This window comes from Undibacterium sp. GW821-FHT11H02 (assembly GCF_058808015.1).
The window spans coordinates 121,537-148,238 of record NZ_JBXARG010000012.1; the positions used below are offsets into that span (position 1 = coordinate 121,537).

The following is a 26,702-nucleotide window of genomic DNA, read 5'->3' on the forward strand; positions in this document are numbered from 1 at the left end:
CTCTGTGTTGAGAGGTTTTAAAAAAGATTTTAAGTTTAAGCCCGACCTTGTAAAAATTATCCATCAGGAGATTCAATGTTACGCGGAACCAAAATTGTAGCGACAGTAGGCCCGGCATCCAATGATTTGGATACCTTAGTGAGTATGTTAAAAGCTGGTGTGAATGTGGTTCGATTGAATTTCTCACATGGCAAAGCACAGGACCATATTGATCGCGCTGCTCTGGTGCGTAAAGCGGCGGAAGTCTGCGGTATAGAAATCGCGATCATGGCGGATATGCAAGGTCCGAAAATCCGTATTGGCAAGTTTGAAAACAGCAAAATTCAAATTGAAAACGGCGATAAATTTATTCTGGATGCGGATTGCACCTTGGGTAATCAAGAGCGCGTTGGCCTCGATTACAAAGCCTTGCCACGTGATGTGAAGCCAAACGACGTATTGCTGCTGAACGATGGCTTGATCGTCTTGATCGTTGATAAAGTCATTGGAAATGAAATTCATACCACAGTGAAGATCGGTGGTGAGTTATCGAATAACAAGGGTATCAATCGTCAAGGTGGCGGCTTAACCGCACCAGCGTTGACAGCGAAAGATATGGAAGACATCAAAACAGCGATGTCTTTCCAAGCCGATTATCTGGCGATTTCTTTCCCAAAAAATGCCACTGATATGGAAATGGCGCGTCAACTGGCGAACATCGCTGGTGAGCCGTATAACCATAAACCGATGATGATTGCGAAGATAGAACGTGCTGAAGCGATCCCTGCGTTGCAAGAAATTCTCGATGCTTCTGATGGCATTATGGTGGCGCGTGGCGATTTGGCGGTAGAAGTCGGCAATGCCGCGGTTCCTGCTTTGCAAAAACGCATGATCAAAATGGCGCGTGCATCGAATAAATTGGCAATCACAGCAACGCAAATGATGGAGTCCATGATTGTGAACGCCGTGCCAACCCGTGCGGAAGTCTCCGACGTGGCGAATGCGGTATTGGATGGTACAGATGCAGTGATGTTGTCAGCAGAAACAGCGTCCGGCAAATATCCGATTGAAACGGTAGAAACCATGGCAGCGATTTGTCTGGAAGCTGAGAAGTTCCAAGAGTGCAAATTGGATGCCGACTTCTTGAATTTGCAGTTCACACGTATCGATCAATCGATTGCTTATGGTGCTTTATTCACTGCCCATCATTTGCGCGTTCAAGCGATTGCGGCTTTGACGGAATCTGGATCGACAGCTTTATGGATGAGTCGCCAAAGTATTGACGTGCCCTTGTTTGCGCTGACACCAAGTGTCGCAACGATGCGTAAAGCCGCTTTGTACCGTAATGTGCAGACTTTCAAATTGCCGTACAACCCAGACCGCGATTTAGTGTTAAAAGAAGCGGAAAATGTCTTGCTTGATAAAGGCGCCGTGAAAAAAGGTGATTTGATCGTGGCGACTTGGGGTGAACAAATGGGTAAAGTGGGTGGTACAAATGCAATGCGGATAGTAAAAATCGGCGAATAAATTTCGGCACCTCTATAAATCCAATTGTAGGGCGCATTGTTTCGTTGCAAAGCCTCGCAATACCGACGTATTGCTGCGTTTTGCGCCTCGCACTGCATCCCTAAAATTGAATTTTTAGAGGTGCCGAATCAGAAAAGTAATGAACAAAATTCAAAACTGGCAAAGTCACAAAGCCATAAGCTACTGGAAGTGCTGAGTAAGCGTAGCGAGCGGTCACAGTTTGGATTGAGAAGCGCAGCTGTACTTGAGTACAGCGAGCATCGCCAATTCAAAATGTGGTCGCGCAGTAGCTTAATCAGCATTTCCAAAGGAAGATTTTTTTATTTGGAGTAAAAACTATGTCTCTCGTATCTATGCGTCAATTGCTGGACCATGCAGCTGAAAACGGCTATGGTATTCCAGCGTTTAATGTCAATAATTTGGAACAAGTTACTGCGATCATGGAAGCGGCGAATGAAGTCGGCGCGCCGGTGATTATGCAAGCCTCTGCTGGTGCGCGTAAGTACGCTGGTGAAGCTTTCTTGCGTCATTTGATTTCTGCTGCGGTCGAAGCTTATCCGCATATCCCAGTGGTCATGCATCAAGATCACGGCCAATCGCCAGCAGTTTGTATGGCAGCGATTAAGTCTGGTTTCACCTCCGTGATGATGGACGGTTCCTTGATGGAAGACGGTAAGTCTGTCGCTAGCTACGAATATAACGTTGCGGTATCCAAAGAAGTCGTGAAATTCTCTCACTCTATTGGTGTGACAGTGGAAGCAGAATTGGGCGTATTGGGTTCTTTGGAAACCATGATGGGCGACAAAGAAGATGGTCACGGTGCCGATGGCAAGATGACGCGTGAACAGTTGTTGACTGATGTTGCGCAGGCTGCTGATTTCGTCAAACAAACGCAGTGTGACGCTTTAGCGATTGCAATCGGTACTTCCCACGGTGCATACAAATTCTCTCGCAAGCCTACCGGTGATATTTTGGCGATTGATCGTATTAAAGAAATCCACACACGCATTCCGAATACGCATTTGGTGATGCACGGTTCTTCATCCGTCCCGCAAGAATTACTCGAAGAAATTCGTCAGTTCGGTGGCGACATGAAAGAAACTTATGGCGTGCCAGTCGAAGAGATCGTCATCGGTATTCAAAACGGTGTACGTAAAATCAATATCGATACGGACATTCGTTTGGCAATGACCGCAGCGATTCGTCGTTACATGTTTGAAAATCCAAGCAAGTTTGATCCACGTGATTATTTGAAACCAGCGCGCGAAGCAGCGAAGTTGGTTTGTAAAGCACGTTTCTTGGCATTCGGTTGCGAAGGTCAAGCGGCAAAGATCAAGCCTCTGACTTTGGAAAAAGTTGCAGAACAATATAAATCAGGTGCATTAGCTCAGGTTGTTAACTAATCTGAGCCGATCACTTTTTAGATCGAAGTAAATCGGGCGCGTGGTGCGCCCCGCAGGGAGATTCAAAGCTTGTTTATTGATGCGTTTAACGTATTGATAAAGAACTGATGAATCTCCCTTCAGCATTTTTTTTGAGACCACATTATGACTACGCAAATAAACTCCACTTTACATTCGCTACCACTGTTAGGTCGTGGCAAAGTCCGTGATAACTATGCCGTTGGCGAAGATAAACTGTTGATCGTGACGAGTGATCGCTTGTCTGCGTTTGACGTGATCATGAATGAAGCGATTCCTGATAAAGGACGCGTGCTCAATCAAATGGCGAATTTCTGGTTTGAAAAACTCGGTCATGTGGTGCCAAATCATTTGACTGGTATCGATCCAGTTTCTGTCGTCGCAGCTGATGAAGCTGAACAGGTCCGCGGTCGTGCCGTGGTTGCGAAACGCTTGAAACCTATCATGGTGGAAGCGGTAGTGCGTGGCTACATCATTGGTTCTGGTTGGAAAGATTATCAAGACACAGGCGCGATTTGCGGCATACAATTGCCAGCCGGTTTGCCACAAGCGGCTAAATTAGATGCGCCGATTTTTACCCCAGCGGCAAAAGCTGAAATGGGTGAGCACGATGAGAACATCAGCTTTGCTGAAATGGAAAAACGCATAGGCGCAGAACTCGCCGCCAAGATGCGCGACATCAGTATCCAGCTTTACACCGAAGCAGCAAACTACGCAGCAACACGCGGCATCATCATCGCTGATACGAAGTTTGAATTTGGTCTCGATGACAATGGCGTATTGCATTTGATGGATGAAGTATTGACCGCGGACTCGTCACGTTTCTGGCCAGCAGATTCCTATGCAACGGGTATTTCTCCACCATCATTTGATAAACAATTTGTGCGTGATTACTTAGAGACGATCACGACATGGAATAAGACTGCACCAGCGCCAACTTTGCCAGACGAAGTCGTGCAAAAAACCGCAGCGAAATACCGTGAGGCCTTAGAGCGCTTAACGGGTGAAAGTTTGAAGGCCTAATATGAGCGATGCAACATTAAATGCCGCGCCGATCATCGGTGTCGTGATGGGCTCTTCATCCGATTGGGATGTGATGCAACATGCGGTAAGTATGTTAAAAGAATTCGGCATTCCTTTTGAAGCACAGGTTGTCTCAGCGCATCGTATGCCGGATGAAATGTTCGCTTACGCTGAGACTGCGCGCAGTCGTGGCATACGCGGCATTATCGCTGGCGCAGGTGGTGCGGCGCATTTGCCTGGCATGATCGCGGCGAAAACCATCGTGCCAGTATTTGGTGTGCCTGTGCCATCCAAGTATTTGCGTGGTGAAGACTCATTGCTGTCGATTGTGCAAATGCCTAAAGGCGTACCAGTGAATACCTTTGCGATTGGTGAAGCCGGTGCCGGTAATGCGGCCTTGGCAGCGATTGCAATGTTGGCGACCACCGATGATGCAATGGCAGCCAAATTGGAAGCCTTCCGCGTTAAGCAAACGCAAGCTGCGCGGGATATGCATTTGCCTTTGTAATGCGACAGCTTTGGCGAATCAGTAAATTTCTTTCGCCGTAGAAACACATAGATCGCAGTATTGTTATTTTTAAGTGCAGGCCATTCAGGCGTCATCCCTGCGCAGGCAGGGATCCAGTGTCTTTAGGCTTTTACGCCGCTGGATTCCCGCCTCCGCGGGAATGACATTGAGTAACAAGCGCTCTAGATTTTTTAGTTTTGTACTAGCATCAAACCACGTTTCAAATCGCATTTAATTTGTATCGCACCAGCATGGAAAAACCAACGATGTCCACTTCTATTACCAACACCAATCCACAATTCCCCAACAACAAAACCAGCATGTTAGGTATGGTTGGTGGTGGACAATTAGGACGTATGTTTGTGCATGAAGCACAAGCTTTAGGTTTTAAAGTGATGGTGCTGGAACCTGAAGCAGGCAGCCCAGCTGCACATGCAGCGGATGCACATATTCAAGCCGCTTACGATGATGCTGGCGGATTGCAGCAATTGGCAGCAGCCTGTACTTCGTTCACGACGGAGTTTGAAAACGTCCCCGCAGCAAGTTTGGCTAAGCTGGCGGAGACCGGCTTTGTCGCGCCAAGTGCGGCATGCGTATCGATCGCCCAAGACCGTATCGAAGAGAAAGCATTCTTTACGCGTTGCGCGCCACAAACCGGTATCTTGCCAGCACCGCATGCAGTCTTACGAACGCCAGAAGATCTGGAACAAGTTAGTGCCGATTTATTCCCAGGCATTTTGAAAACAGCACGCATGGGTTACGACGGTAAAGGTCAGGTGCGAGTCAAGTCAATGGAAGAACTTCGCACGGCATTTAACAATCTCAAAGGTGTCGTTTGCGTGTTGGAAAAAATGCTACCACTCGCCTATGAGATTTCTGTATTGGTAGCACGTGGTGCAGATGGTCAAGCAGTCGTCTATCCGATTGCAGAAAATGTGCATCGTGATGGTATCTTGTTTACGACTACCGTGCCTAGCCCGCACGTCTCTGAGCAAGCAGCAATGAAAACCCAAAATGCCGCATTGAAGCTAATTGCAGATATCAATTATGTCGGCGTGCTCTGTATCGAATTTTTCGTCTTGCAAGATGGCTCCGTGGTCGTCAATGAAATGGCACCGCGCCCACACAATAGTGGTCACTACACAATTGATGCTTGCGTGACTAGTCAGTTTGCTCAGCAAGTGCGAGCGATGGCGCGACTTCCTTTGGGCGATGTGCGTCAGCATTCACCTTGCGTCATGTTGAATATTCTTGGTGATATCTGGTTCGATGGCGAAACTGAACGTCAACCTGCTTGGGATAAAGTCTTAGGCTTACCATCAGCCCATGTGCATTTATACGGCAAGGCTGAAGCGCGTCGTGCGCGCAAGATGGGACACATCACTTTCATCGCACCGAGTTTGGAACAAGCACAAGACGAGATGCGTCAGGCCTGTGAAATTCTCGGCATCGCTGTTTGATTACGGCAGAGGTTGAGATTGGATTCTTCTGAACAAATTCTTGCCGCTGCGCGAGCCTTAGAGCAGGGCGCATTAGTCGGCTTTCCGACAGAAACCGTGTACGGCCTTGGTGCCGATGCGGAGAATGTCGATGCAGTCGCGAATATTTATCAAGCTAAAGGTCGCCCCTCAAATCATCCCGTCATTGTGCACATTGCACCAGAAGCCGATATTACCTATTGGGTGAAAGAGGTTCCAGCGCTAGCGCAAGCATTAATCAATGCATTTTGGCCTGGCCCACTTACCTTGATTTTGACGCGCGCCGATCATATTCCGGATGCGGTTTCTGGTGGTCAAGATTCAATAGGGATTCGTTGTCCCTCACATCCGGTAGCACAAGCATTATTGCGTGCGTTCAAGGGCGGCAAGGGCGGTGTGGCTGCGCCATCAGCGAATAAGTTTGGCCATGTTAGCCCAACCAAAGCCGAACATGTCCTAGAAGAGTTTCCCGCAGAAGTGGCGAGTGGCATGATTGCCGCCGTGCTCGATGGCGGACAAAGTGATGTAGGCATAGAATCGACGATTGTTGATATGAGTCGCTTACCAACACATGGCCCTGTCCTGTTACGCCCTGGTCATATCAGCGCACTGCAATTGGAGCAGGTGTTGGGCATGGCAGTGAAGGCGCCAGATCAAGCCGCACCACGCGCCTCCGGTACTTTGGAAGCACATTACGCACCGAGTACGCCAGTAGCGATGATCGCAGTAGAAGAGCTGGAGTTGATTATTTCTCGATTGCTCTGCGCTGGAAAACGTATTGCAGTGATGGCCTATCAGCCGCATACAGCCAACACGCAACTGCAAGGCTGGCGCCAACTCAATCCTGATCCAGTTTCCTACGCCCATGACCTGTATGCCGATCTGCGCGAGCTCGATCATGTCGGTGCCGATATTATTTTGGTAGAAGCTTTGCCGACAGGGCGCGAGTGGCAAGGCGTGGCAGATCGCTTGCGTCGTGCTGCGTTTGATTCTCAGGGAGTTCTTGAGCGCTTGTTGCTGGGTTGATGGGGGGAGGTATGGCAGTGTTTAAATCTTACTGCTACTGAGAAATTCTTCAATCACGTTTCCCAGATCGGTGTAGTTATCCACCACACGATAAGCACCATCAAATTCAAAATGGCGACTTAGCTGATTTCGTATCACCACGCATTTCAAGCCGGCCGAGATCGCGGAATGCAAGCCACGCGGCGAGTCTTCTATCACCAGGCAATGTTCGGTTGGAATTGCCAGTTTTTCCAGACCAAGCAAATAGGGATCGGGCGCTGGTTTGCTGTTGGCGTAATCCGCATCGGTTACCACAAATTCGAAATGGGAAAGTAAATCCAGTTTGTTGTGGATTAAGTGAAAATGATCGGGGCGCGAACTGGTAACGATGCCCATTTTCACTCTCTCCTGGAGATCACTAAGCAAAGTTTTGATACCTTTGATTTCCAGATCCGGGCTGGAAAGTAATAGTTCCGAATAGCGGCGATTTCTCTCGTCGCGTAGCATTCCTATTTCATCTGTGACCATGCCGCGGGCTTCAAGTAAATGCCACGCGCCCAGATTTTCCAGCAGAAACCAATCGAAGAATAATTCCGGCGTTAAATCAATATCATGTTCGGCAAACAAACTGCGATTGGCCTCATAAAACAGGCCTTCGGTGTCTACCAGCACACCATCGTTATCCCACAGTATTCCGTGCCTCATGCCAGAGAACTATTTATAGACTAGCTTCATCACTAAAATGAAGGCAGACAGTGACAAGGAAATCACGTTAGCGACAATAATTGGCCAAGCACCTAACATCAAACCATAGCTGAGCCAACCAACCGTACCTGTCACCATAATGCAATACATGCCCAGCGAAACGCCTTCTGCGCGTTTACGGCGCCAAGTGAGCCAAGCTTGCGGAATGAAGGCGCTAGTGGTCAGAAAGGCGGCGATGTAGCCGACGAGATCTAATTGAGTCATAAGTTAGCTTATAGCGCTTTACTGGTCAAAAATTGACCGTGATGAAATACTAAGGGGGCTTGATTTTTAGATGCACATTGCTCAACTTCACCGACGAAGATGACATGATCGCCTTCTGGATAGCGGCTGCGGTTAAAGCACTCAAACCAGGCGGATGCGCCTTTGAGTATCGGCAAGCCAGTGCGCGACAAACTATATTCCACACCTTCAAAACGATCGTCACTACGACTGGCGAATTGCTCGGCCAGATGACGTTGGTCGGCGGCCAAAACATTGATTACATAGTGCGAATTTTGAGCAAATATCGGCATGCTTTGCGCACGATCACCGAGACTCCAGATCACCAATGGTGGATCGAGCGAGACGGAATTAAATGAACTTGCGGTTAATCCTAAAAATTTGCCATTTTCCAGACGGGTGGTAATTACCGTAATGCCGGTAGCAAATTGCGACAGTGCATGGCGGAAGTGGCGACTATCAAAATCAGGTGGGAGCGCGGTGCTGGTTGGCGTTAGCATTGGTTTTCCAAAAACATTTTCCGCCATTATCCCAGATTTTCCCGAATGCATCATGTTGCATATGCAGGTATATCGGTGCAAGGCCCAAAGCGCGAAGAAAATACCTGTCTGTGTTAAACTATCGCCCTTATCGCTCGCAGATTGATTTTGTAACTAGTTGATTTTTAAGAATATTTAATCGAGAGTTTGCCATGTTTGATAGTAAAAAATTACGCTTTCTTGTTTTGGCCTGGCTTTTGGCCTCCGTCAGTATGATCTTTAGCGCGAATGCGATGCAAGTAGAGCGTATATTCCCGGAAGGAATTAAGCGCGGCAAATTGAGTACGACAGCTCTGGCTGAATTGGTGATTGACGGAAAGTTACGCCAAAGTGCGGTTGGTCTTCGCATCTATAGCGAAGACAATCTGACTGTTACACCAGCCAGTGTTGATGTCAATAATGTTATCATTTTCTATCTGGAAAATGAGTTTGGCGAGATTCAGAAAATTTGGATACTGACGGCCGAAGAAGCTAGCAAACCTATTCCTAAGCGATTGTAATTTTGTCTGAGCTTAAAAGCTTGATTAATAAATTTGTATTTTGAAGTGAAGAAGTAACGTTGTCACCCGATTCCACAGAAGAAAAGAACACCATGCAGAAGAAAGTATTTATCAAAACCTTTGGTTGCCAAATGAACGAGTATGACTCGGACAAAATGCAAGACGTGTTGGCGGTAACTGACGGCATGATTAAAACCGATAATCCGGAAGATGCGGATGTGATCTTGCTCAACACCTGTAGCGTGCGTGAGAAGGCATCGGAAAAAGTATTTTCGGATCTCGGTCGTCTGCGTGAATTAAAAAAATCTAAACCCGACTTGTTGATCGGGGTTGGCGGCTGTGTTGCCTCCCAAGAAGGTGAAGCGATTATCCGCCGTGCTCCTTACGTGGACGTGGTATTCGGCCCGCAAACCTTGCATCGTTTGCCGCAATTGATTAAAGATCGCCGTGATTCTGGTCGTTCGCAAGTTGATATTAGTTTTCCTGAAATTGAAAAATTCGATCATTTGCCACCAGCGAAAGTCGAAGGTTCAACCGCCTTTGTGTCTATCATGGAAGGCTGCTCTAAGTATTGCAGTTATTGCGTGGTGCCTTATACACGTGGCGAAGAAGTTTCGCGCCCATTTAACGATGTCTTGGTTGAAGTTGCCGGTTTGGCTGAGCAAGGTATTAAAGAAATTAGTTTGTTGGGACAAAACGTCAATGCCTATCGCGGCGTGATGGATGACGGCGAAATCGCTGATTTCGCTTTGCTACTGGAATACATCGCTGAATTTCCGCAAATCGAACGCATTCGTTTTGTGACGAGTCACCCTAAAGAATTTAATCAACGTTTAATTGATGCTTATGCCAAGATCCCGAAATTAGTTGATCATGTGTATTTGCCAGCGCAACATGGATCCGATCGAGTATTGTCCGCGATGAAGCGCGGTTACACTTCATTGGAATACAAATCGGTCGTGCGTAAATTACGTGCAGTGCGCCCGAATATGCATATTTCTTCTGACTTCATAGTCGGCTTTCCGGGTGAAACGGATGAAGATTTTGATGCCTTGATGAAGCTGATTAAAGACGTGGAATTTGATAATAGTTTTAGTTTTATTTTTAGCGCCCGTCCTGGTACGCCAGCGGCGAGTTTGGAAGATACGACACCAGCACCGTTGAAGCTCAAGCGCTTACAATTTTTGCAGGCGGTGATTGATGCCAATACCAAAAAATACAGTAATGCGATGATAGGAACTATTCAACGTATTTTGGTTGAAGGCCCATCGGTGAAAGACCCAAATGAGTTGCAAGGTCGTACCGAAAACAATCGCGTAGTGAATTTCCCCGGTGGTAAAGAATTGATAGGTACCTTGGTGAACACGCGCGTCACCGAGTCTTATAATTATTCATTGCGTGGTGAGTTGGTCGATTAATTTTGCTGTGATATCAAAGTAGGGCGGATGCAACCGCGCCGCAGATAGGTCTACCTCGCGTGTACGACGTTCAGGCGGCGCGGGTTGCACCCGCCCTACGATGTTATGGTTTTCTCTGCGTTCCTCTGTGCCTCGGCGTCTCTGCGTTGAGGGGTTTTAATTTCGACCTAGATTTATTTTAGAAAATAAAAATTTTGAAAACGAAAACGCCAGTTCCAGTTTTGTATTTTGTTCCTCAGCCCTTAGACAATTTGCGGCTTGCGCATTTGTGCGGCCCATTAGATGAAAATCTCCGGCAAATTTCTGCTGCACTAGATTTGAGTATTTTCCGTCGTGGCGAGAAATTTATTGTGAGTGGACACAATGCTGAAAAAGGCTTGGAATTACTCGAAAAATTTTATGCGCAGGCGAAGAAAATCATCACCATCGATGAAGTGCAATTAGCTTTAGTTGAACAACGCGCGGCAAGTAGTTTGCAAAAGACAGTAGAGACAGGCTTTGCCCCAGAAGATGAATCTGAAGAACCAGTCACGGTAAAACGTCGTGCTACAAAAAACGCTTCCAAGGCGAACGCTGCATCAAAAACACAAGTTAAAGAAGTCGCACCGGTAGAAGTAGAAGAGGCTTTAGAAAGCCCTATACTTAAAACCCGTCGCAGCGACTTGCGCGGCCGTACACCGCATCAAAATACTTACCTGAAAGCGATACTTGAACACGATATTACTTTTGGTATTGGACCGGCTGGTACCGGCAAAACTTATTTGGCGGTGGCGTGTGCCGTCGATGCTTTAGAGCGTGATGCCGTCAAACGTATTGTGCTGACGCGCCCAGCGGTAGAAGCGGGGGAGCGCTTGGGTTTTCTGCCTGGTGATTTGGCGCAAAAGGTCGATCCCTACTTACGCCCTTTGTATGACGCTCTATACGACTTGCTCGGTTTTGATCGCACCCAAAAAATGTTTGAAAAGCAGGTGATAGAAATCGCGCCATTGGCCTATATGCGTGGTCGCACTTTAAATCATTCCTTCATCATTTTGGATGAAGCGCAAAATACGACGCCGGAACAGATGAAAATGTTTTTGACGCGCATAGGTTTTGGGAGCAAAGCCGTGATCACGGGCGACGTTACGCAGATTGATTTGCAGCGTCATCAAAAGAGCGGTTTAGTCGATGCTTGCCAAGTCTTACGTCATGTGCGCGGTATCGCCTTCAATCAATTCACCAGCGTCGACGTAGTGCGTCATCCTTTGGTGGGTCGCATCGTGGATGCCTACGAAGAAGCGACTCAGCATCAAGATCAACAAGATGCAGAAATCGTTAGCTTGAAGCATGCAACTGCAATGAATAAACCCCGACGCAGATAATGTAGAGAATTATGGCAACCAGTTCCAAACCTAAATTAACACTGTCCGTGCAATACGCCGACGAGCGTTTGAAAGACGTATTAACGCGTCCTTTATTGCGCAAAACCATACAAGCTGCTTTGTTCTTCCCTGCAGAATTAACGCTACGTATCGTTGATGCTGAAGAAGGGCAAGAACTCAATCGCGACTATCGTGGCAAAGACTATGCGACCAATGTATTGACCTTCGCGTACACCGAAGACAGCGATGCAGAAGTGACGCAAGCTGATATTATTCTGTGTACTGATGTGCTGGAAAAAGAAGCCCAAGAGCAAAAGAAAACCGTACTCGAACACGCACAACATTTAGTCGTGCATGGCGTCTTACATGCACAAGGCTATGATCACGAAACGGATGAAGAAGCGGAAGAGATGGAAGCTTTGGAAATCGAGATTTTGGCCGGTTTGGGCTTGTCGAATCCTTACGCAGAATCTTGATTTCCGGCTTTGAAATTTAAATTTTTTTGAACGATCAAACTTGGCGTTGCCGCAGCAAAGCAATACCAAGAAATCCGAACCAGATGATTTGGCTAATGCCAAATATTTCTGTCAGGATCGCAGCGGGGTAGCAGCTTGCAATACCAAAGGCGCCGACAAAAATGCCAAGATAGTTGAGTGTTCTTGGTAAGGATTTAGTTCTGAGACCTGCCGCGCTAATCAATAATACCCACATACCCCCAACGATTTCATTTCCACCGCCCAAAGCTTCCGTCATCGTCGTGACACTAAGCCAGAGCGCTCGTGTTTGTTCTGGCTCTGTGAGGCTTAATTTGAGTACGGCGCCCAAACCTATGTTTGCCAACATACCGCTAGTGATCACCAAACCCACCCATAAAATGCCGAAGATGGAGGCGAGTTGCGTCAGAGTACCTGCATTTTTCAGACGATCGTGGAGTGCCAATACCAAGATCGCTAGCAAAACGCCAAAAATAACATAGCCGAGTAAATTGCTGAAGAAAAGCACGCCTTGCTTATCGGCCAAAAACGCCAATTTCTGTGACATATTCAGGCCTGCAGCCATCTCAAGTGCAGTGCCATAGAGTACAAAAGTTACGACGTAAATTAAGGCTTCACTTAAAGCGGCAAGACCAGCTGTTTTCTGTAGATTAGGCATCATGAGCTTCCTTTGTTCGATAGATTGAAGAGAGGTTGAGGTTTGAAAAACTACGCTATATTTCCTTTGATATTAGTCGCGTCCTGAGTGTCAGATAAATTTCCGTCAAAAGCTAAAATATCGCCCGGTTGACATTGCAGTACATGACAAATTTTCTCCAGTGTGTCAAAGCGGATCGCCTTCGCGCGTCCAGATTTGAGTACCGAGAGATTTTGTGGCGTGATGTCGACTAACTCCGCCAAAGTGTTGAGGCGCATTTTTCGCTGCGCTAGTACGACATCTAAGTTCACAATGATGGACATGCGGTTTCCTTAGATGGTGAGTTCTGCTTCTTCGTTGATGTCTGTTCCTATCTCTAGAGCCCAAAGAATCAGACTAAAAAAAGCCAAGCTAATCATAAATGACATGAAGTTAGCCATTAAGTAACCTAGGCGCTTTAAATTTTCAGCATCGGAATGAGACCAAACTAAGGCGATGCAAAGTACTTGCGTTCCTAACATCAGATAGTTGAGGTAAAGATTCATTTCAAAGGCTTTGCGTGCATTTGAAATTGCGTTTTTGTTGAATATTTCACCATCATAAAAACAGTCAATCAATTTCTGAAAATGCAGCAGTATGTAAAGAAGCATAGCTAAGAGCGTTGCACCTAATATGAAACATACGACACGGGTGAAGAATGTCATTTTTGCTTGAAATGCCCAATTGACGACATCGCTGTTGTTTGCGATCTCAACAGCCAAGGCATTTAATGTAATGTCCCCGGTGGGAAAAAACAGAAATACAAATAGTCCGATGACACCACCGACTCCAGACAAGATAAGTAAAGGCATTGAAAGCCAAATTAGATATCCACTGACCTTGCGAAATGCGGCAATACGTTGATTGCGTTCTGACTGCATAGTTTTCTCCGGTGATGTATGTGTATTGCCATATTAATTATAAATAAAATGAAAAGCAATTGAAATTTATCGTTTAGCGATACTTTTTTATTGAAATTTAGATATTCACTGTGACATATCGTGCTTTTGCTTATAATCCCTTACAGTTGATCGACGCGTTCTCTCATAAAACCACAACGAGCTTGAGAAAGAAAAACATGAAAAACACTTTGCGTGCATTGCTATTCATTCTGATCTGTCAATTGAGCGCGACCGCCTGGTCACAAACCATCTTCATCGTCCGCCACGGTGAAAAAGTCGATGAGAGTCGTGATCCACAATTGAGTTTAAAAGGTAAGCAACGCGCGTTGAATTTGGCGATGATGTTGCGCGATGCGGAGATCAAGAAGGTCTATGTGACCGAATTTCAACGTACGCAAATGACCGCTGCGCCTTCTGCTGAATCTCGTCAATTAGTGACTACCCAATATGCAGCGAAAGAGTCTTTGAATTTTGGAAAAAGCTTACTTACGGCTGAGGCCAATACCTTGGTGGTTGGGCATTCAAACACCTTGCTCGATATTTTGAAAGGCTTGGGGATTACTGATGTCAAACCCGTTGCGGATGATGAATATGATCGCTTGTTTGTTGTGACATTAAATAAAAATGCGAGTCCTAGTTATACTTTGCTGCGTTATTAGTGGGCAGAGTTGTAGGAGAATGAAAACTACCATCAACATTCCAGCCTTCCCTTAGAGACATTAGTATCGACACAAGTCAAACCAAGCGCAAAATCCATTTACCGTCGCTCCTGCGTAGGCAGGAGCCCAGCGTCTTTTGTTGATCAACGGATGCCGCTAGATTCCTGCCTACGCAGGAATGACAGGCCTTACTCTTTCTTATTTACTCTCCCCGTAAAAGAACTTGTGTAGATACCTATGCCTTGAAGGCGAACGAGTAGAACTGTGTGAACTACCTTGTCATGGAAGTAATTCTAGTAACACTGAAAATCTGCAAAAGTAGTCCGACATGTACAGCAAAACAAAACCAAGCAAACCATCTGAAAAAAACTTTTTGCGTTTTGTGTCTAAACCAAGCTTGCCCACATAAAGCACCGAGCGCACCGCCTGCAAGAGTCCAACCATGCAAAGTTCTCTCTGAGATTCTCGATGTTTGCGCACGTGCAGATCCTTTATCCCAGCCGTACAGCGAGAAACAGATAAGATTCACGCCGCTGTAATAGGCGATCAAGAACACCGTGAGCGGGTGATGTTCTAGAAACTGAGCGGCGGCGTTAGGCATTATTAAGTCGTCGGTTGTGAAAATTGAGATTCAGGTGAATTTGCTTATTTTAGGTGAGATAGCTGCGATAAGTATTTGAATTATCTTTAATTTTTAAAGTAAATTTCTTCGTTTGTTTGGTGCTAATGGCTTTGATAATCGATTGCGATACGTGGTTTTCCAGATAAATGCCGAGCAAAATTTGGGAAATAGCCTCAGATGTTGTATCCTGTAGGATTGAAACAACGGCGTTAAGCCCATTATGCAAGAGCACTCTAGTAAGGTCAGACCATCTGACCTTAAACCACACAGGTCATTGTTTGAACGATTGACCGCCTTAATTTCTCCTGAACCCGAAAACCGCGAAGAGCTGTTGGAAGTTTTGCACGACGCGCAAGAACGTAATTTGATCGATGCCGATGCTCTGGCAATGATAGAAGGGGTTTTTCAAGTCTCCGATTTATCCGCTCGTGACATCATGGTACCGCGTTCGCAAATGGACGTAGTCGATGTGTCCAAGCCGATTGCCGAATGGATGCCAGAAGTGCTGGAAACCGCCCACTCGCGTTTCCCGGCCGTCGATGGTGATCGCGATAAAGTGGTCGGTATTTTGCTCGCTAAGGATTTACTGCGTTACTACGCTGAAGATAGTTTTGATGTACACAAGATGTTGCGTCCTGTTGTGTATATCCCTGAGTCCAAACGTCTGAATATTTTGCTACGTGATTTCCGTGCCAATCGCAATCACATGGCAATGGTGGTCGATGAATATGGCGCGGTTGCGGGTCTAATCACGATTGAAGACGTGCTAGAACAAATCGTCGGCGATATCGAAGATGAATACGATTTCGATGAGGAAGAGGACAATATTATCGTTCTAGAAAATCAAGGCAATGGTAAGCGTTGGCGTATCAAAGGTTTGACCGAAATTGCGCAATTTAATGACGTGATAGGCACTGAATTCTCGGATGCGGACGCCGATACCGTCGGCGGCTACATCACCAATCATTTGGAACGTGTGCCACACAAGGGCGATGAGTTTGAAATTGGTCAATTGCATTTCGAAGTCTTGCGTGCCGATGCGCGTCAAGTACAGATGATTTTGGTTGAAAAGCGCAGCACCATGTATAGCTCGGAAGACTAATCGGGCATGCTGACTTTAAATTTGAATACCTGGTTAAAAAATAGTTCATTGCCGCGAGCCTGCCTCGTGGCATTCTTATTAGGGGCGTCGAATGTATTTTCATTCGCGCCTTTTTTTATATGGCCTCTGCAGTTTTTTAGCCTGGCTGTTTTGTTTTTGTTTTTTGTCGCACATCCAGAATGGAATAAGAAGCAGGTTTTTTTACTTGGCTTTGGTTATGCATTTGGGATGATGTTTGGCGGTGTCAGTTGGCTCATGATCGCTATGACCCGCTATGGCGGCATGGCTTGGCCAATAGCGCTGATCGCATTGGCCCTGCTGGCGTCGTATATGTCGCTATTCTCCGCCTTCACTTTGTTGTTAGCGCGTAGCCTTCGTCAACGCTGGCATTTATCAAATACCATGATGTTACTGGCTGTTTTGCCTGCGCTCTGGGCCTTGTTTGAATACCTGCGCGGCTACCTCATGACTGGTTTTCCGTGGCTGACTTTGGGTTATGCCCATGTTGTCAGTCCATTGGGCGGGCTTGCACCGTTGCTTGGCGTTTACGGTTTGAGCGGTGTCGTGGCATTGATTGCTGGCGCAATTGCTCTGAGCTTGTTTTCGGAACAGCGTCAAAAACTTGTTTTTGGTATGGGTCTGATTGCTACTGTGCTGGTGGCGGGTTTTGGTTTGCGCCAAGTGGCATGGACCGAGCTGCAAGGGCAACCCATCAGCGTGCGTCTGGCACAAGGCAATATTGATCAAGGTAATAAATTTAATTCAGAATTTATCGATAGCACTTTGTCGCTCTATCATGGCATGCTGACGCAGCAAGCGGCAGATTTGATCGCTGTTCCTGAAACCGCCTTACCGATTTTAAGCTCGCAATTGCCACAAGATTTTTTGTCTGACTTGCGACACTATGCTCAACGCTCGGGTAGTCATTTGTTTATAGGCGTGGCGGTCGATGATGGTGATAATCGTTATTCTAATAGCGTCTTAGGTTACTCGGCGAAGGCGGCGAATGTATACCGTTACGACAAACATCATCTGGTGCCATTCGGTGAGTTTGTGCCTTATGGCTTCCGCTGGTTTGTGAATATGATGAAGATCCCTTTGGGTGAATTTGCCAGCCCTGGGGTTTTGCAGCCGAATATGCCGGTGAAAGACCAAAGCGTTATGCCAAATATCTGTTATGAAGATTTATTTGGTGATGAAATCGCTCAGCAATTGCGGGCACAAGCGCGCACGTCACAAGGTGCTGCCAGTATTTTATTGAATGTATCGAATCTGGCCTGGTACGGCGACTCCATCGCGATTCCTCAGCACTTACAAATCTCACAAATGCGCAGTCTCGAAACTGGGCGACCTATGTTGCGTTCTACCAATACGGGCGCAACGGCGATCATTAATGCGCGCGGAGAAATTGTGGCGCAGTTACCCACTTTGACCTTGGGAACCTTGACAGGTCATGTCCAAGGTATGCAGGGTTTGACACCGTATATACGTTTTGGCGATAGCACGATGGCGGGTCTTGCTGGTTTGGCTTTGCTCGGCGCTTACTTGTCTGGTCGGCGCCGTCGGCAATTAAAGAAGTAGTGTCTTTAAGTTTTTTTTGCTACTGCTTTGGTCGCTTCGATGTCGGCCAGGCATTCACGACCACGTTCGGTGATCACATTTTTGCCACTTGCGGGATCGACTTCTATATGCGCTTTCTTGCCGAGGAAAGTCGCAACCGGACCACTTAAAACAAAATCAGGATTTGACGCAATCGCGCGTAGTCCATCGATACATTGTTTGATAAACAGAACTTGTCGCCCTGTATCCGTCAATTCAAAACTACCGTCACGACGATGCGCAATCAATTTGATACCGACTAAACGTTTGGAGTTCCTTGCTATGCAAGCGCTAGGGCGTGCGCCTTTTGCTAATTTGGTGATTTGTTCTAGCGCGTCGTATTCGTCGATGCTGAGATTTTGATTCATTGTTATTTTCTTATGAGGAGAGGTTTTACAGGCGACAGTTTAACACTCTTAACGCCAGCATAAAAATCCAGCCTAGTTCTTTTGGCGTATCCCTAGTCTGATTTACCTACGCCTTTGCCTACTTCAGACGAATTTATCATTTTGTGAAACTCCCATAAGCTAGTAGCACTGATCAAAGTTAAGGGAGTAAATAATGACTACGCAGGTAAATAGTTCTGGAAAAGCCAATTCGGTGTTGGGTGCCAGTACGCTAGCTTTCACCATCTGTTTCACGATCTGGATGATGTTTGGTGTGATCGGGATTCCAATTAAAAAGACCTTGGGCTTAAATGAAACCCAATTTGGTTTGCTGACTGCAATGCCAGTGTTAACTGGTTCGCTGATACGTGTGCCGCTTGGGATTTGGACCGACCGTTTTGGCGGTCGTATCGTTTTGTTCTTGCTCATGATCAGTACCGTCTTACCGATTTATTTGATCAGCTATGCGACAGCTTATTGGCATTTTTTGGTCTTGGGTTTATTCGTCGGTCTGGCAGGTGGTTCTTTCTCTGTCGGCACACCTTATGTCGCGCGTTGGTTTAAAAAAGATCGCCAAGGCTTGGCGATGGGGATTTTTGGTGCCGGTAACTCCGGTGCTGCGGTAAATAAATTTATCGCGCCAGCCATTATTGCTTCTGCTGGTTGGGTCATGGTTCCCAAAGTCTATGCAGTGTTGATGCTGGCGGCCGCATTAATTTTTTGGGTATTTTCGTCCACCGATCCAAGTCACAACGTGAAATCCACGGTCAGTTTTTCTGAGCAATTGAAAATGCTCAAAGACCCGAAAGTTTGGCGTTATTGCCAGTATTATTCCGTGGTGTTTGGCGGCTACGTTGGCTTGAGTTTATGGATGGTTAAGTACTACGTCACTGAATATAATTTCGATATGAAAGATGCAGCATTGTTGGCTGCGTGCTTTTCTTTGCCTGGTGGTGTATTGCGTGCACTTGGTGGCTGGATGTCAGACAAATATGGGGCTTATAAAGTGACCTGGTGGGTGATGTGGGTGTGCTGGGTTTCCTTCTTCTTGCTGTCTTACCCGCAGACTGAATTCATCATTAAGACAGTGACAGGACCGCAAACATTTAACATTGCATTAACACCTGTGATTTTTACCTGCATCCTGTTTGTGGTTGGTATTGCGATGGCGGTCGGTAAGGCTTCTGTATTCAAATTTATTTCGGATGAATACACACATAATATTGGTGCTGTTTCCGGTGTGGTCGGTCTCGCTGGCGGACTGGGTGGCTTCGTGTTACCGATTATGTTTGGCGCGATGGTTGATTTGACTGGGGTACGTAGTTCTTGTTTCATGCTCTTGTATGGCACAGTGTGCGTCTCTTTGGTATGGATGCACTTCCAGTTCCGTAAAGAGATTGTGCAATCTGCTCAATCAGCATTGGCTACCGCATAAATCGTAAGCCAGACCAAGTCAAGAAATTTAGCTCCACCCAAAAAGCGTCAAAAGAAGTCAATTCTTTTGACGCTTTCTTGTATGTTTTTGAAGCAGGGAATTTTATATGACAAAAGTTAGTAGATAATGAAAGTCTGAGGGAACTAGAGCAGAGCTTGTCGCTCTAATTGCCGTTTGCATTTCCATTTACAAAACTATGTCTAATTCAGAAAGGCTACACCATGCCGTTTCGTCCTAAACTTTCTTTGCTTGCTAATGCCCTTGCTTCTGCTATGGTTTTATTCGCCACCGCGCATGCCTGCGCGCAATCTTCGTCAGCGGCGCCAGTTTCACTAACAACAGAGCAAAAGCAATTGCGTTCTATCTATCAAGAGCTGGTAGAAATTAACACCACGGATTCGGTCGGTAGCTGTACGGCAGCGTCGAAAGCGATGGCAGCGCGTTTGAAGAAGGGCGGCTTTAGCGATGCGGAAATGCAAATCATCGTGCCGCCAGGTGGCCCCAAAAAAGGGAATTTGATCGCACGTTTGAAGGCAAACGGCCCGGCGACGAAAAAGCCTTTGCTTTTGTTAGCGCATATCGATGTGGTGGAGGCGAAACGTGAAGACTGGGTGCGCGATCCTTTTAAGCTGGTAGAAGAGAATGGCTTCTTTTATGCACGCGGCTCTTCTGATGACAAACCTATGGCGGCAATTTTTGTCGCGAATATGATTCGTTACAAACAAGAGCAATTAAAGACTAATCGGGATTTGATTCTGGCATTAACTTGTGACGAAGAACTGGTGCCAGCGAAATATAATGGCGTTGAATATTTACTCAAAAATCACCGCGCTTTGATTGATGCCGAAATCGCCTTGAATGAAGGTGGTGGCGGCTCCCTGGATAAGTCGGGGAAACCAGTGCGTCACGGCATACAAGCCGGCGAAAAGATTTTTCAAACTTTTAGTTTAGAAGTCACTAACAGTGGCGGGCACAGCTCAGTGCCGCGCAAAGATAATGCGATCTACAAATTGTCCGATGGCTTATCGCGCTTGGGTAAATTTGATTTCGCTTTCCGTTTGACGCCGACGACGCGCGGCTTTTTCGAAACGATGTCCACGCTTGAGACGGGGCAATTGTCTGCTGATATGAAAGGCATTTTGCGTGATCCTGTGGATACGGATGCCCTGGCGCGTTTGAGTGCCACTACGCCGTTTTATAATGCCAGTTTGCGCACGACTTGTGTCGCCACCATGGTAAATGCCGGACACGCCGCGAATGCCTTGCCACAACGCGCGCAAGCGAATGTGAATTGCCGTATTTTGCCGGGTGAAACCGTGGAGCAAACGCAAGCCACTTTGCAAGCCGTGGTGGCCGACGCTGACATTAAAATCACGCCAGTAGGAACCGCGACAGTATCGCCAGCACAACCGTTGCACCCTGAATTAATGAAAGCAGTGACAGATTTAACGAATCAAATGTGGCCTGGCATTCCGGTGGTGCCGACGATGTCGCCGGGTGGCACGGATGGACGTTTCTTGAATAATGCAGGCATCTGGACTTATGGAGTTAGCGGCATCTTTCATTACCCAGACGGTAGCAATGCGCACGGTTTAAATGAGCGTTTGCCAGTGAAGTCGCTGTATGAAGGACAGCAATTTTTGTATGACTTGGCGAAACGTCTGAGCCAGTAAGTCACACCGACCAACTGAGTTTGTTTCGAGAATGCGCCACACCTTGTTCGAGGTTGGCGCATTTTTCTTGTATTCACGCAGAGCTTATTTTCTTCATCGCGGTCTCAGTTTTAAGCGATATTTTTCGTCGATGACACATGAATAAGCGCAGAGACGCAGAAGGGCAGAGGGGCGCAGAGAGAGCCGAAGATGGATCTTACTTTCTCTCTTTTCGCTTTTTTTGGTGTCTCGGCGCCTCGGCGTTGAGGCGTTTTAAGGCTTAGCTTCATAATCGAATTTATTAAACTCTTGATTGGATAAAAAATGGAAATCGAAACACCACCAAGTGAAAAGCCATATGACAAAGCGCAGGGCGAGCGGCGTGGCCTCATTATTGTTAATACCGGCGATGGCAAAGGCAAGAGTACCGCCGCTTTTGGTTTAGCCTTGCGCGCGTTCGGGCGCGGCAAGCAGGTAAAGATTTTTCAGTTCATGAAAGTGCCTACCGCACGTTTTGGCGAACACCGTATGTTTGAACAACTGGGTTTACCTATCGAAGGATTGGGCGATGGATTTAGTTGGAAAAGTCAGGATTTGGAACATTCTGCACAGCTCGCTCGCGATGGTTGGTTGAAAGCCAAAGCAGCAATTATGAGTGGTGAATTTTTCATGGTGACTTTGGATGAAATTACCTATCCCTTGATCTATGGTTGGATGCCGCTGGATGACGTACTTGAGACTTTACGTCATCGTCCGAAAGAGGTGCACGTGGTTTTGACGGGGCGCCGTTGCCCACCAGAGATTATCGAGCTGGCCGATACCGTCACCGAAATGACTTTGGTCAAACATGCTTTCCGTGCCGGTATACCTGCGCAACGTGGTATCGAAGATTAAATTGAGAATGAAATGAACGTGGCTGCCAGAATCGCAATCGCTGATGGGTGTGCTGCGCGCTCTAAGGCTTTCGGTTGGTATTGATCGTTTATCTGTTGAAGTCTTTATGGGTTTGCTCTTTGTTTGCGCGCGAAGTAGTAGTGCTGGACCCAAATCAACATCACCAACCTAAATGACTGAATTGGATTTTTTTGAATTTGGGAAGCTAAATTTTGGACAGAAATTCCCACGGCGTCGCTAGCATCGATTACGCACGATGGCGTGATACGGGCTTTACTCTATTGGCAGAAGTATGGGATGCACCCTATAGAAAGCACCGAGCAATGGCCACTCTAGGCGCCTGGCTTTGGTCAATATGTATGTATGGATTAGCCTGCAATCGCCATTAAATAGTGCGTGGCAATTGCAAGGTAAAGCAAGTCAGATCATCTTGTGATTGCACACTGATTGTTCCTTGATGTCCAAGCACGATGGCTTGTACTATGGCCAGTCCCAGCCCTGATCCTTCACCATCAGCGTGCTGGCGCGCATGGTCGGCGCGATAGAATCGTTCGAATAGGCGATGTAAATGCGGTTCTGGAATGCTTGGTCCTGGATTGCAAATACGCATAGTCAGAAAGCTGGGATCGGCTTCGATATGGACGGTGATCTCTTGTCCTTTTGCTGTATGTCGTAAGGCATTCGATAAAATATTACTCAATGCCCTGCGTAACATCAGGCGGTCACCGGAGAGGATGAAGTGCTGCTTGCTTGCTTCAGTGTTTGCGCCTGGATCAGCTTGATCCGCTTGGCAATGTAAACACAGACGTATTTGTTTTTCTTCTGCCAGCGCTTCGTAAAATTCAAACAAATCCTGAACCTCACGCACCAGATCGACTTGTTCGCGATTGACCAGACTAAGGCCATTTTCCGCCTTGGCGAGAAACAGCATGTCGGCGATCATGCGCGCCAGACGGCTATATTCTTCGGCATTCGACTCCAGGATTTCACGATAGCTGCTAGCATCACGCGCCTGTGACAATGAGACTTGAGTCTGCGTCATTAAGTTGCTGATCGGTGTGCGTAGCTCATGCGCGAGATCAGAAGAAAAATCTGACAGGCGTTGAAATGCTTCTTCCAAGCGTTCCAGCATTTGATTCAAGCTATGTGCCAGATCGGCTAGCTCGGGCGGAACTGCTTCCAGTGAAAGGCGTTGATCTAATTTGCTTGCAGTGACACTCGCGGCGCGCTCACGCATGACGCGCAGGGGACGCAAGCCACGACTGGCGGCGAACCAAGCTAAAACTCCGGTTAATAGAGCCGCAACGAAGACAAATAACCACAGGGCTTTACGAAAACTCGCCATAAATTCTTGGTGGTGGGCGATATCGGTTGCGATTGCCACGGTAATTGGTGCATAGCGGCTATTCTTGGTTGGAAAGACGCCGACCAAACCTCGATAGTGACCTCCTTGGGATTCCCAAGAAAACAGTGTCGAGCGACTTAGCGTTCTTGCCTGTTGTAAGTAGTGCGCTGGAAACTCGACCATCGCCGAGGATAAGATCACTTTGCCTTGATTATCCAAGATAGTGATCGCCAAATCATGATGGCCGACCAAGGCATCAGCAAGTTGATCCGCCAAATTGCGCACATCTTGCTCGCTATTGACGCGTTCAATAATGTGCTGAGCAAGTTCTAATTTTCCACTTAAGGCGTGATGATCTTGTTCTTTAAAATGGTCTTCAATCGACGCACCAATCAGCCAGCCCAAACTGAGCAAGACTACGCAAGACAAACTGGTAAAAAACAGCGTTAAACGCGCAGTTAATGATAGTTTTGAGAGCAGTGAGAGTTGAGCAAGATGACGCATCATGGTGCTTTCACTTCGAGCACATAACCCATGCCACGCAAAGTGTGTATCAGTTTAGGTTCAAAGTGATCGTCGATTTTGCTGCGCAGGCGACGCATCGCAACTTCAATCACATTGGTATCGCTGTCAAAGTTCATATCCCATACTTGCGACGCTATCAACGAGCGTGTTAAAACTTCACCCTGACGGCGCATCAAGAGTTCAAGTAAAGAAAACTCTTTTGCCGTTAATTCTATGCGTTGACCATCCCGACTTACTCGGTGCTTGAGTAAATCTAATTCCAAATTGGCAGCGCGCAAGACGCTAGATTCAATTTGATTTTTTCCCCGGCGCAGTAAGCTACGCACCCGCGCAACCAATTCAGAAAAAGCAAAGGGCTTGACCAGATAATCATCGGCACCCAGCTCCAAACCCTTAACTCTGTCTTCGACCTGATCTTTGGCGGTCAAAAAGAGCACAGGGATTTGCAGACCATGTTTGCGCAACGCATCCAATACTTGCCAGCCACTGAGTTCAGGCAGCATCACATCTAAAATAATGAGATCAAAATCACCATTTTTTGCCAGATGCAAGCCATCAAGTCCGTTGCGCGCTAAGTCGACCGTGAAGCCAAATTCGGTCAGACCTTGTTTCAGGTAATCACCGGTTTTTTGTTCGTCTTCGACTATCAGGATTTTCATTGTGGCGCGAATGGATTGAGTTGGTTTGTAGATTACTACTAGCGATTGCTAATTTTACCCGCGAAGTTTGCTTAAGCAAGAAGGTATAGCCTCTACATTACAGAATTGTAATCTTGCTGTCAGTTTGGTGTTGGGCGCATTGGCGCAGAATTGAATTTACTATTTTTTCAGAGCAGGAGTCCGTTTTGAAGTATCTGCCAGCTTTTATCATTTCTTTACTACTTGTATTGTCAAGTTTTAGTTTGAACCAGGACGCGTATGCGCATGGTGCGGATGATCATGAACATGCTGCACCGGCAGGTTTGACGAATCAAGTCGCGCCGCGTGCCAGTGCTCAAACTGAAGATTTTGAATTTCTGATGCTGCTGCAAGGTCGGCAACTGATTATCTATCTGGATCGCTTTGCCGACAACCAGCCCGTGATCGATGCAAAACTGGAGTTGGAAAGCGGCGGGCTTAAAGCCATTGCAAAACAAAGTAGTCCAGGCGTCTATGTCCTCGATTTGACTAAGGGCTGGCTGGAGAAAAGCGGTAAGTATGCTTTTTCTATCAGCGTGGAAGCAGGTGACTTGGGTGACGTGATGACGGCTAGTTTGGAGATTCCCGAATTGACTGAGTTGCATGAAGATGAACATGATCATTCATCTGGTTTTTCGACTTGGTGGAAATGGCTACTGGCGACGGTCGTGCTGTTGATCTTGGCGACTCTGGCTTTTGCGATGTGGCGTCGCAAGCAGCGTTCTGGTTTTGTGGCGTGAGGAGATAATAGGATGATACAAGCTAAAAACATGAATGCCTCACTATCTAGGTTTACATTAGCCTTCTTGACATTCAGCATGTTGAGTATTTTCGTTTGTCAGTTGGCGCTTGCACATGGTGATGAAGACCACAGCAAAAAGCCATCAGCGAAAGCGACCGCAAAGTCCAATTCAACATTGACAATGACCGATGCCAGCGCAGCGCAGCGTCTCGCTGATGGCAGTTTGTTTGTCCCTAAGATCGTGCAACGCCAACTAGTGCTGCGGACTATGCTTAGCGAAGTCGCCGATTTGCCGCAAACGATAGAGCTCAACGGCAAGATCATTGCTGATCCCAACGCCGGTGGCCGAGTTCAGGCGAGTCAATCGGGTCGAGTCGAAGCCAGTGCTACTGGTCTACCCAATCTGGGACAAAAAGTGAGCAAAGGACAGGTCTTAGCTTATTTACGTCCGGTGATGAGCAGTCTGGATAGAGGTAATAGTCAGGCTACACTGGCCGATCTCGATGCGCAGTTGGATATAGCAGCACGTAAGGTGCAGCGCTACGAGCAATTGTCAGATGCTTTGCCAAAAGCGACCGTGGAAGCAGTGCGTTTTGAATATGAAGGATTAAAAAAGCGTAAGGCTTCGGTCGAAGCGAGTTTGTCAAAAAGCGAGGCTTTGATCGCGCCGGTTTCCGGCATCATCAGTGTTGCCAATGCGGTCGCTGGACAAGTAGTCGATGCTAAAGAGACTTTGTTTGAAATCATTGACCCCTCACGCTTGATGGTAGAAGCCTTGGCTTACGATCCGGTGTTGACCAATGACATTGCCAAAGCCAGTGCAAAACTGGGGAATGCCGATCAAAGTTTGGCGCTGAGTTTTATCGGTGGTGGTCAGCAAATGCGCGAGCAGGCGATTCCTTTGTTATTTAAAGTAAATCAGGTCAAGGGTAAAGATATTGCTGCCGCCGTCGGCCAGCCTGTGAAAGTGATATTGCAAACCAAGAAACAAGTCGCTGGCGTCGCATTGCCCAACGCGGCGGTGATTAAACTACCCGGTGGCGAGTCGGTCGTGTGGATACACACGGAGGCAGAACGCTTTGTGCAGCGTAAAGTTAAGACCCAGGCACTTGATGCCCAGCGCATGTTGGTGTTGTCAGATGCGACCGGTATTTCGGGTGACGTCAAAACGGATGAGCGTGTTGTCACTTCTGGCGCAAGTTTGTTGACGCAAGTGCGCTGATCCAGGCTCGCTAAATTCAAATCA

28 protein-coding genes are annotated in these 26,702 nt (G+C 47.0%); 18 read left to right on the forward strand and 10 right to left on the reverse strand.

Features of this window, described 5'->3' with window-relative positions; genetic code table 11:
- Window positions 1-75 precede the first annotated feature (75 nt).
- The 6 genes from pyk (at window position 76) to AC1RR2_RS13450 (ending at window position 6,962) form a co-directional block, all read left to right on the forward strand.
- Window positions 76-1,506 (forward strand): pyruvate kinase, encoded by a 1,431-nt coding sequence (gene pyk / locus AC1RR2_RS13425; protein WP_493222762.1) that lies wholly within the window; start codon window positions 76-78, stop codon window positions 1,504-1,506.
- 338 nt (window positions 1,507-1,844) lie between these two features.
- On the forward strand, window positions 1,845-2,909 hold the full coding sequence (gene fba / locus AC1RR2_RS13430) for a class II fructose-bisphosphate aldolase (RefSeq protein WP_315482245.1): 1,065 nt from the start codon (window positions 1,845-1,847) through the stop codon (window positions 2,907-2,909).
- A 144-nt stretch (window positions 2,910-3,053) separates the two neighbouring features.
- Window positions 3,054-3,950, forward strand: a complete 897-nt coding sequence (locus AC1RR2_RS13435; RefSeq protein WP_493222763.1) for a phosphoribosylaminoimidazolesuccinocarboxamide synthase — start codon at window positions 3,054-3,056, stop codon at window positions 3,948-3,950.
- Window position 3,951: 1 nt separating this feature from the next.
- A complete protein-coding gene (gene purE, locus AC1RR2_RS13440) occupies window positions 3,952-4,458 on the forward strand; it encodes a 5-(carboxyamino)imidazole ribonucleotide mutase (protein WP_493222764.1) in 507 nt (168 codons plus the stop codon).
- Window positions 4,459-4,724: 266 nt separating this feature from the next.
- Window positions 4,725-5,918, forward strand: a complete 1,194-nt coding sequence (locus AC1RR2_RS13445; protein ID WP_493222765.1) for a 5-(carboxyamino)imidazole ribonucleotide synthase — start codon at window positions 4,725-4,727, stop codon at window positions 5,916-5,918.
- A gap of 12 nt (window positions 5,919-5,930) precedes the next feature.
- On the forward strand, window positions 5,931-6,962 hold the full coding sequence (locus tag AC1RR2_RS13450; protein WP_493222766.1) for an L-threonylcarbamoyladenylate synthase: 1,032 nt from the start codon (window positions 5,931-5,933) through the stop codon (window positions 6,960-6,962).
- 21 nt (window positions 6,963-6,983) lie between these two features.
- On the opposite strand, the gene AC1RR2_RS13455 is transcribed toward AC1RR2_RS13450, so the two are convergent.
- The 3 genes from AC1RR2_RS13455 to AC1RR2_RS13465 are packed head-to-tail and all read right to left on the reverse strand — an operon-like array spanning window position 6,984 to window position 8,428.
- Entirely contained in the window at window positions 6,984-7,646 is a 663-nt protein-coding gene (locus AC1RR2_RS13455) for an HAD family hydrolase (RefSeq protein ID WP_493222767.1), read from the reverse strand.
- Between the two features lie 9 nt (window positions 7,647-7,655).
- Window positions 7,656-7,910, reverse strand: a complete 255-nt coding sequence (locus tag AC1RR2_RS13460; protein WP_493222768.1) for a SemiSWEET family sugar transporter — start codon at window positions 7,908-7,910, stop codon at window positions 7,656-7,658.
- A gap of 8 nt (window positions 7,911-7,918) precedes the next feature.
- Window positions 7,919-8,428: a flavin reductase family protein gene (locus AC1RR2_RS13465; RefSeq protein WP_493222769.1), complete on the reverse strand. Its 510-nt coding sequence runs from the start codon at window positions 8,426-8,428 to the stop codon at window positions 7,919-7,921.
- Between the two features lie 191 nt (window positions 8,429-8,619).
- On the opposite strand from AC1RR2_RS13465, the gene AC1RR2_RS13470 reads away from it, so the two are divergent.
- From AC1RR2_RS13470 to ybeY, 4 genes are all read left to right on the forward strand, one after another.
- A complete protein-coding gene (locus AC1RR2_RS13470; protein WP_493222770.1) occupies window positions 8,620-8,967 on the forward strand; it encodes a hypothetical protein in 348 nt (115 codons plus the stop codon).
- A 92-nt stretch (window positions 8,968-9,059) separates the two neighbouring features.
- Window positions 9,060-10,385, forward strand: coding sequence for a tRNA (N6-isopentenyl adenosine(37)-C2)-methylthiotransferase MiaB (miaB, locus tag AC1RR2_RS13475; protein ID WP_493222771.1), 1,326 nt, complete (start codon window positions 9,060-9,062; stop codon window positions 10,383-10,385).
- Between the two features lie 194 nt (window positions 10,386-10,579).
- Window positions 10,580-11,746, forward strand: coding sequence for a PhoH family protein (locus tag AC1RR2_RS13480; RefSeq protein ID WP_493222772.1), 1,167 nt, complete (start codon window positions 10,580-10,582; stop codon window positions 11,744-11,746).
- A gap of 11 nt (window positions 11,747-11,757) precedes the next feature.
- Complete coding sequence (gene ybeY / locus AC1RR2_RS13485; RefSeq protein WP_493222773.1) at window positions 11,758-12,222, forward strand: rRNA maturation RNase YbeY; 465 nt, start codon at window positions 11,758-11,760, stop codon at window positions 12,220-12,222.
- A 34-nt stretch (window positions 12,223-12,256) separates the two neighbouring features.
- Here ybeY and AC1RR2_RS13490 read toward each other — a convergent pair whose 3' ends face one another.
- Genes AC1RR2_RS13490 through AC1RR2_RS13500 form a run of 3 tightly spaced genes read right to left on the reverse strand, consistent with a single transcriptional unit; the run spans window position 12,257 to window position 13,797 of the window.
- Entirely contained in the window at window positions 12,257-12,898 is a 642-nt protein-coding gene (locus AC1RR2_RS13490; protein WP_493222774.1) for a hypothetical protein, read from the reverse strand.
- Window positions 12,899-12,948: 50 nt separating this feature from the next.
- On the reverse strand, window positions 12,949-13,200 hold the full coding sequence (locus AC1RR2_RS13495) for a helix-turn-helix domain-containing protein (RefSeq protein WP_493222775.1): 252 nt from the start codon (window positions 13,198-13,200) through the stop codon (window positions 12,949-12,951).
- Window positions 13,201-13,209: 9 nt separating this feature from the next.
- Complete coding sequence (locus AC1RR2_RS13500) at window positions 13,210-13,797, reverse strand: hypothetical protein (RefSeq protein WP_493222776.1); 588 nt, start codon at window positions 13,795-13,797, stop codon at window positions 13,210-13,212.
- Between the two features lie 197 nt (window positions 13,798-13,994).
- Between AC1RR2_RS13500 and AC1RR2_RS13505 the strand changes: the two genes are divergently transcribed.
- A complete protein-coding gene (locus tag AC1RR2_RS13505; protein WP_493222777.1) occupies window positions 13,995-14,477 on the forward strand; it encodes a histidine phosphatase family protein in 483 nt (160 codons plus the stop codon).
- Between the two features lie 271 nt (window positions 14,478-14,748).
- On the opposite strand, the gene AC1RR2_RS13510 is transcribed toward AC1RR2_RS13505, so the two are convergent.
- Complete coding sequence (locus AC1RR2_RS13510; RefSeq protein ID WP_493222778.1) at window positions 14,749-15,078, reverse strand: DUF1294 domain-containing protein; 330 nt, start codon at window positions 15,076-15,078, stop codon at window positions 14,749-14,751.
- A gap of 241 nt (window positions 15,079-15,319) precedes the next feature.
- On the opposite strand from AC1RR2_RS13510, the gene AC1RR2_RS13515 reads away from it, so the two are divergent.
- Window positions 15,320-16,201 carry a CorC family transporter gene (locus tag AC1RR2_RS13515; protein ID WP_493222779.1) on the forward strand — a complete coding sequence of 294 codons (882 nt, stop codon included), beginning with the start codon at window positions 15,320-15,322 and terminating at the stop codon, window positions 16,199-16,201.
- A 6-nt stretch (window positions 16,202-16,207) separates the two neighbouring features.
- Complete coding sequence (gene lnt / locus AC1RR2_RS13520) at window positions 16,208-17,782, forward strand: apolipoprotein N-acyltransferase (protein ID WP_493222780.1); 1,575 nt, start codon at window positions 16,208-16,210, stop codon at window positions 17,780-17,782.
- A gap of 5 nt (window positions 17,783-17,787) precedes the next feature.
- Here the strand turns inward: lnt and AC1RR2_RS13525 are convergent, their stop codons facing one another.
- Window positions 17,788-18,168 carry a hypothetical protein gene (locus AC1RR2_RS13525; RefSeq protein ID WP_493222781.1) on the reverse strand — a complete coding sequence of 127 codons (381 nt, stop codon included), beginning with the start codon at window positions 18,166-18,168 and terminating at the stop codon, window positions 17,788-17,790.
- A gap of 193 nt (window positions 18,169-18,361) precedes the next feature.
- On the opposite strand from AC1RR2_RS13525, the gene AC1RR2_RS13530 reads away from it, so the two are divergent.
- The 3 genes from AC1RR2_RS13530 to cobO all read left to right on the forward strand — a co-directional run bounded on the left by AC1RR2_RS13530 (window position 18,362) and on the right by cobO (window position 22,167).
- A complete protein-coding gene (locus AC1RR2_RS13530) occupies window positions 18,362-19,621 on the forward strand; it encodes an MFS transporter (RefSeq protein ID WP_493222782.1) in 1,260 nt (419 codons plus the stop codon).
- Between the two features lie 221 nt (window positions 19,622-19,842).
- Window positions 19,843-21,294, forward strand: a complete 1,452-nt coding sequence (locus AC1RR2_RS13535) for a M20/M25/M40 family metallo-hydrolase (RefSeq protein ID WP_493222783.1) — start codon at window positions 19,843-19,845, stop codon at window positions 21,292-21,294.
- Window positions 21,295-21,597: 303 nt separating this feature from the next.
- A complete protein-coding gene (cobO, locus tag AC1RR2_RS13540; protein WP_493222784.1) occupies window positions 21,598-22,167 on the forward strand; it encodes a cob(I)yrinic acid a,c-diamide adenosyltransferase in 570 nt (189 codons plus the stop codon).
- A gap of 385 nt (window positions 22,168-22,552) precedes the next feature.
- Here the strand turns inward: cobO and AC1RR2_RS13545 are convergent, their stop codons facing one another.
- Both AC1RR2_RS13545 and AC1RR2_RS13550 read right to left on the reverse strand, forming a co-directional pair.
- Window positions 22,553-24,019 (reverse strand): heavy metal sensor histidine kinase, encoded by a 1,467-nt coding sequence (locus AC1RR2_RS13545; RefSeq protein ID WP_493222785.1) that lies wholly within the window; start codon window positions 24,017-24,019, stop codon window positions 22,553-22,555.
- Window positions 24,016-24,696 (reverse strand): heavy metal response regulator transcription factor, encoded by a 681-nt coding sequence (locus AC1RR2_RS13550; protein WP_493222786.1) that lies wholly within the window; start codon window positions 24,694-24,696, stop codon window positions 24,016-24,018. The genes AC1RR2_RS13545 and AC1RR2_RS13550 overlap by 4 nt, the downstream gene beginning before the upstream one ends.
- Window positions 24,697-24,881: 185 nt before the next feature.
- On the opposite strand from AC1RR2_RS13550, the gene AC1RR2_RS13555 reads away from it, so the two are divergent.
- On the forward strand, window positions 24,882-25,454 hold the full coding sequence (locus AC1RR2_RS13555; RefSeq protein ID WP_493222787.1) for a hypothetical protein: 573 nt from the start codon (window positions 24,882-24,884) through the stop codon (window positions 25,452-25,454).
- Between the two features lie 78 nt (window positions 25,455-25,532).
- Window positions 25,533-26,678: an efflux RND transporter periplasmic adaptor subunit gene (locus AC1RR2_RS13560; RefSeq protein WP_493222788.1), complete on the forward strand. Its 1,146-nt coding sequence runs from the start codon at window positions 25,533-25,535 to the stop codon at window positions 26,676-26,678.
- Window positions 26,679-26,702 lie beyond the last annotated feature (24 nt).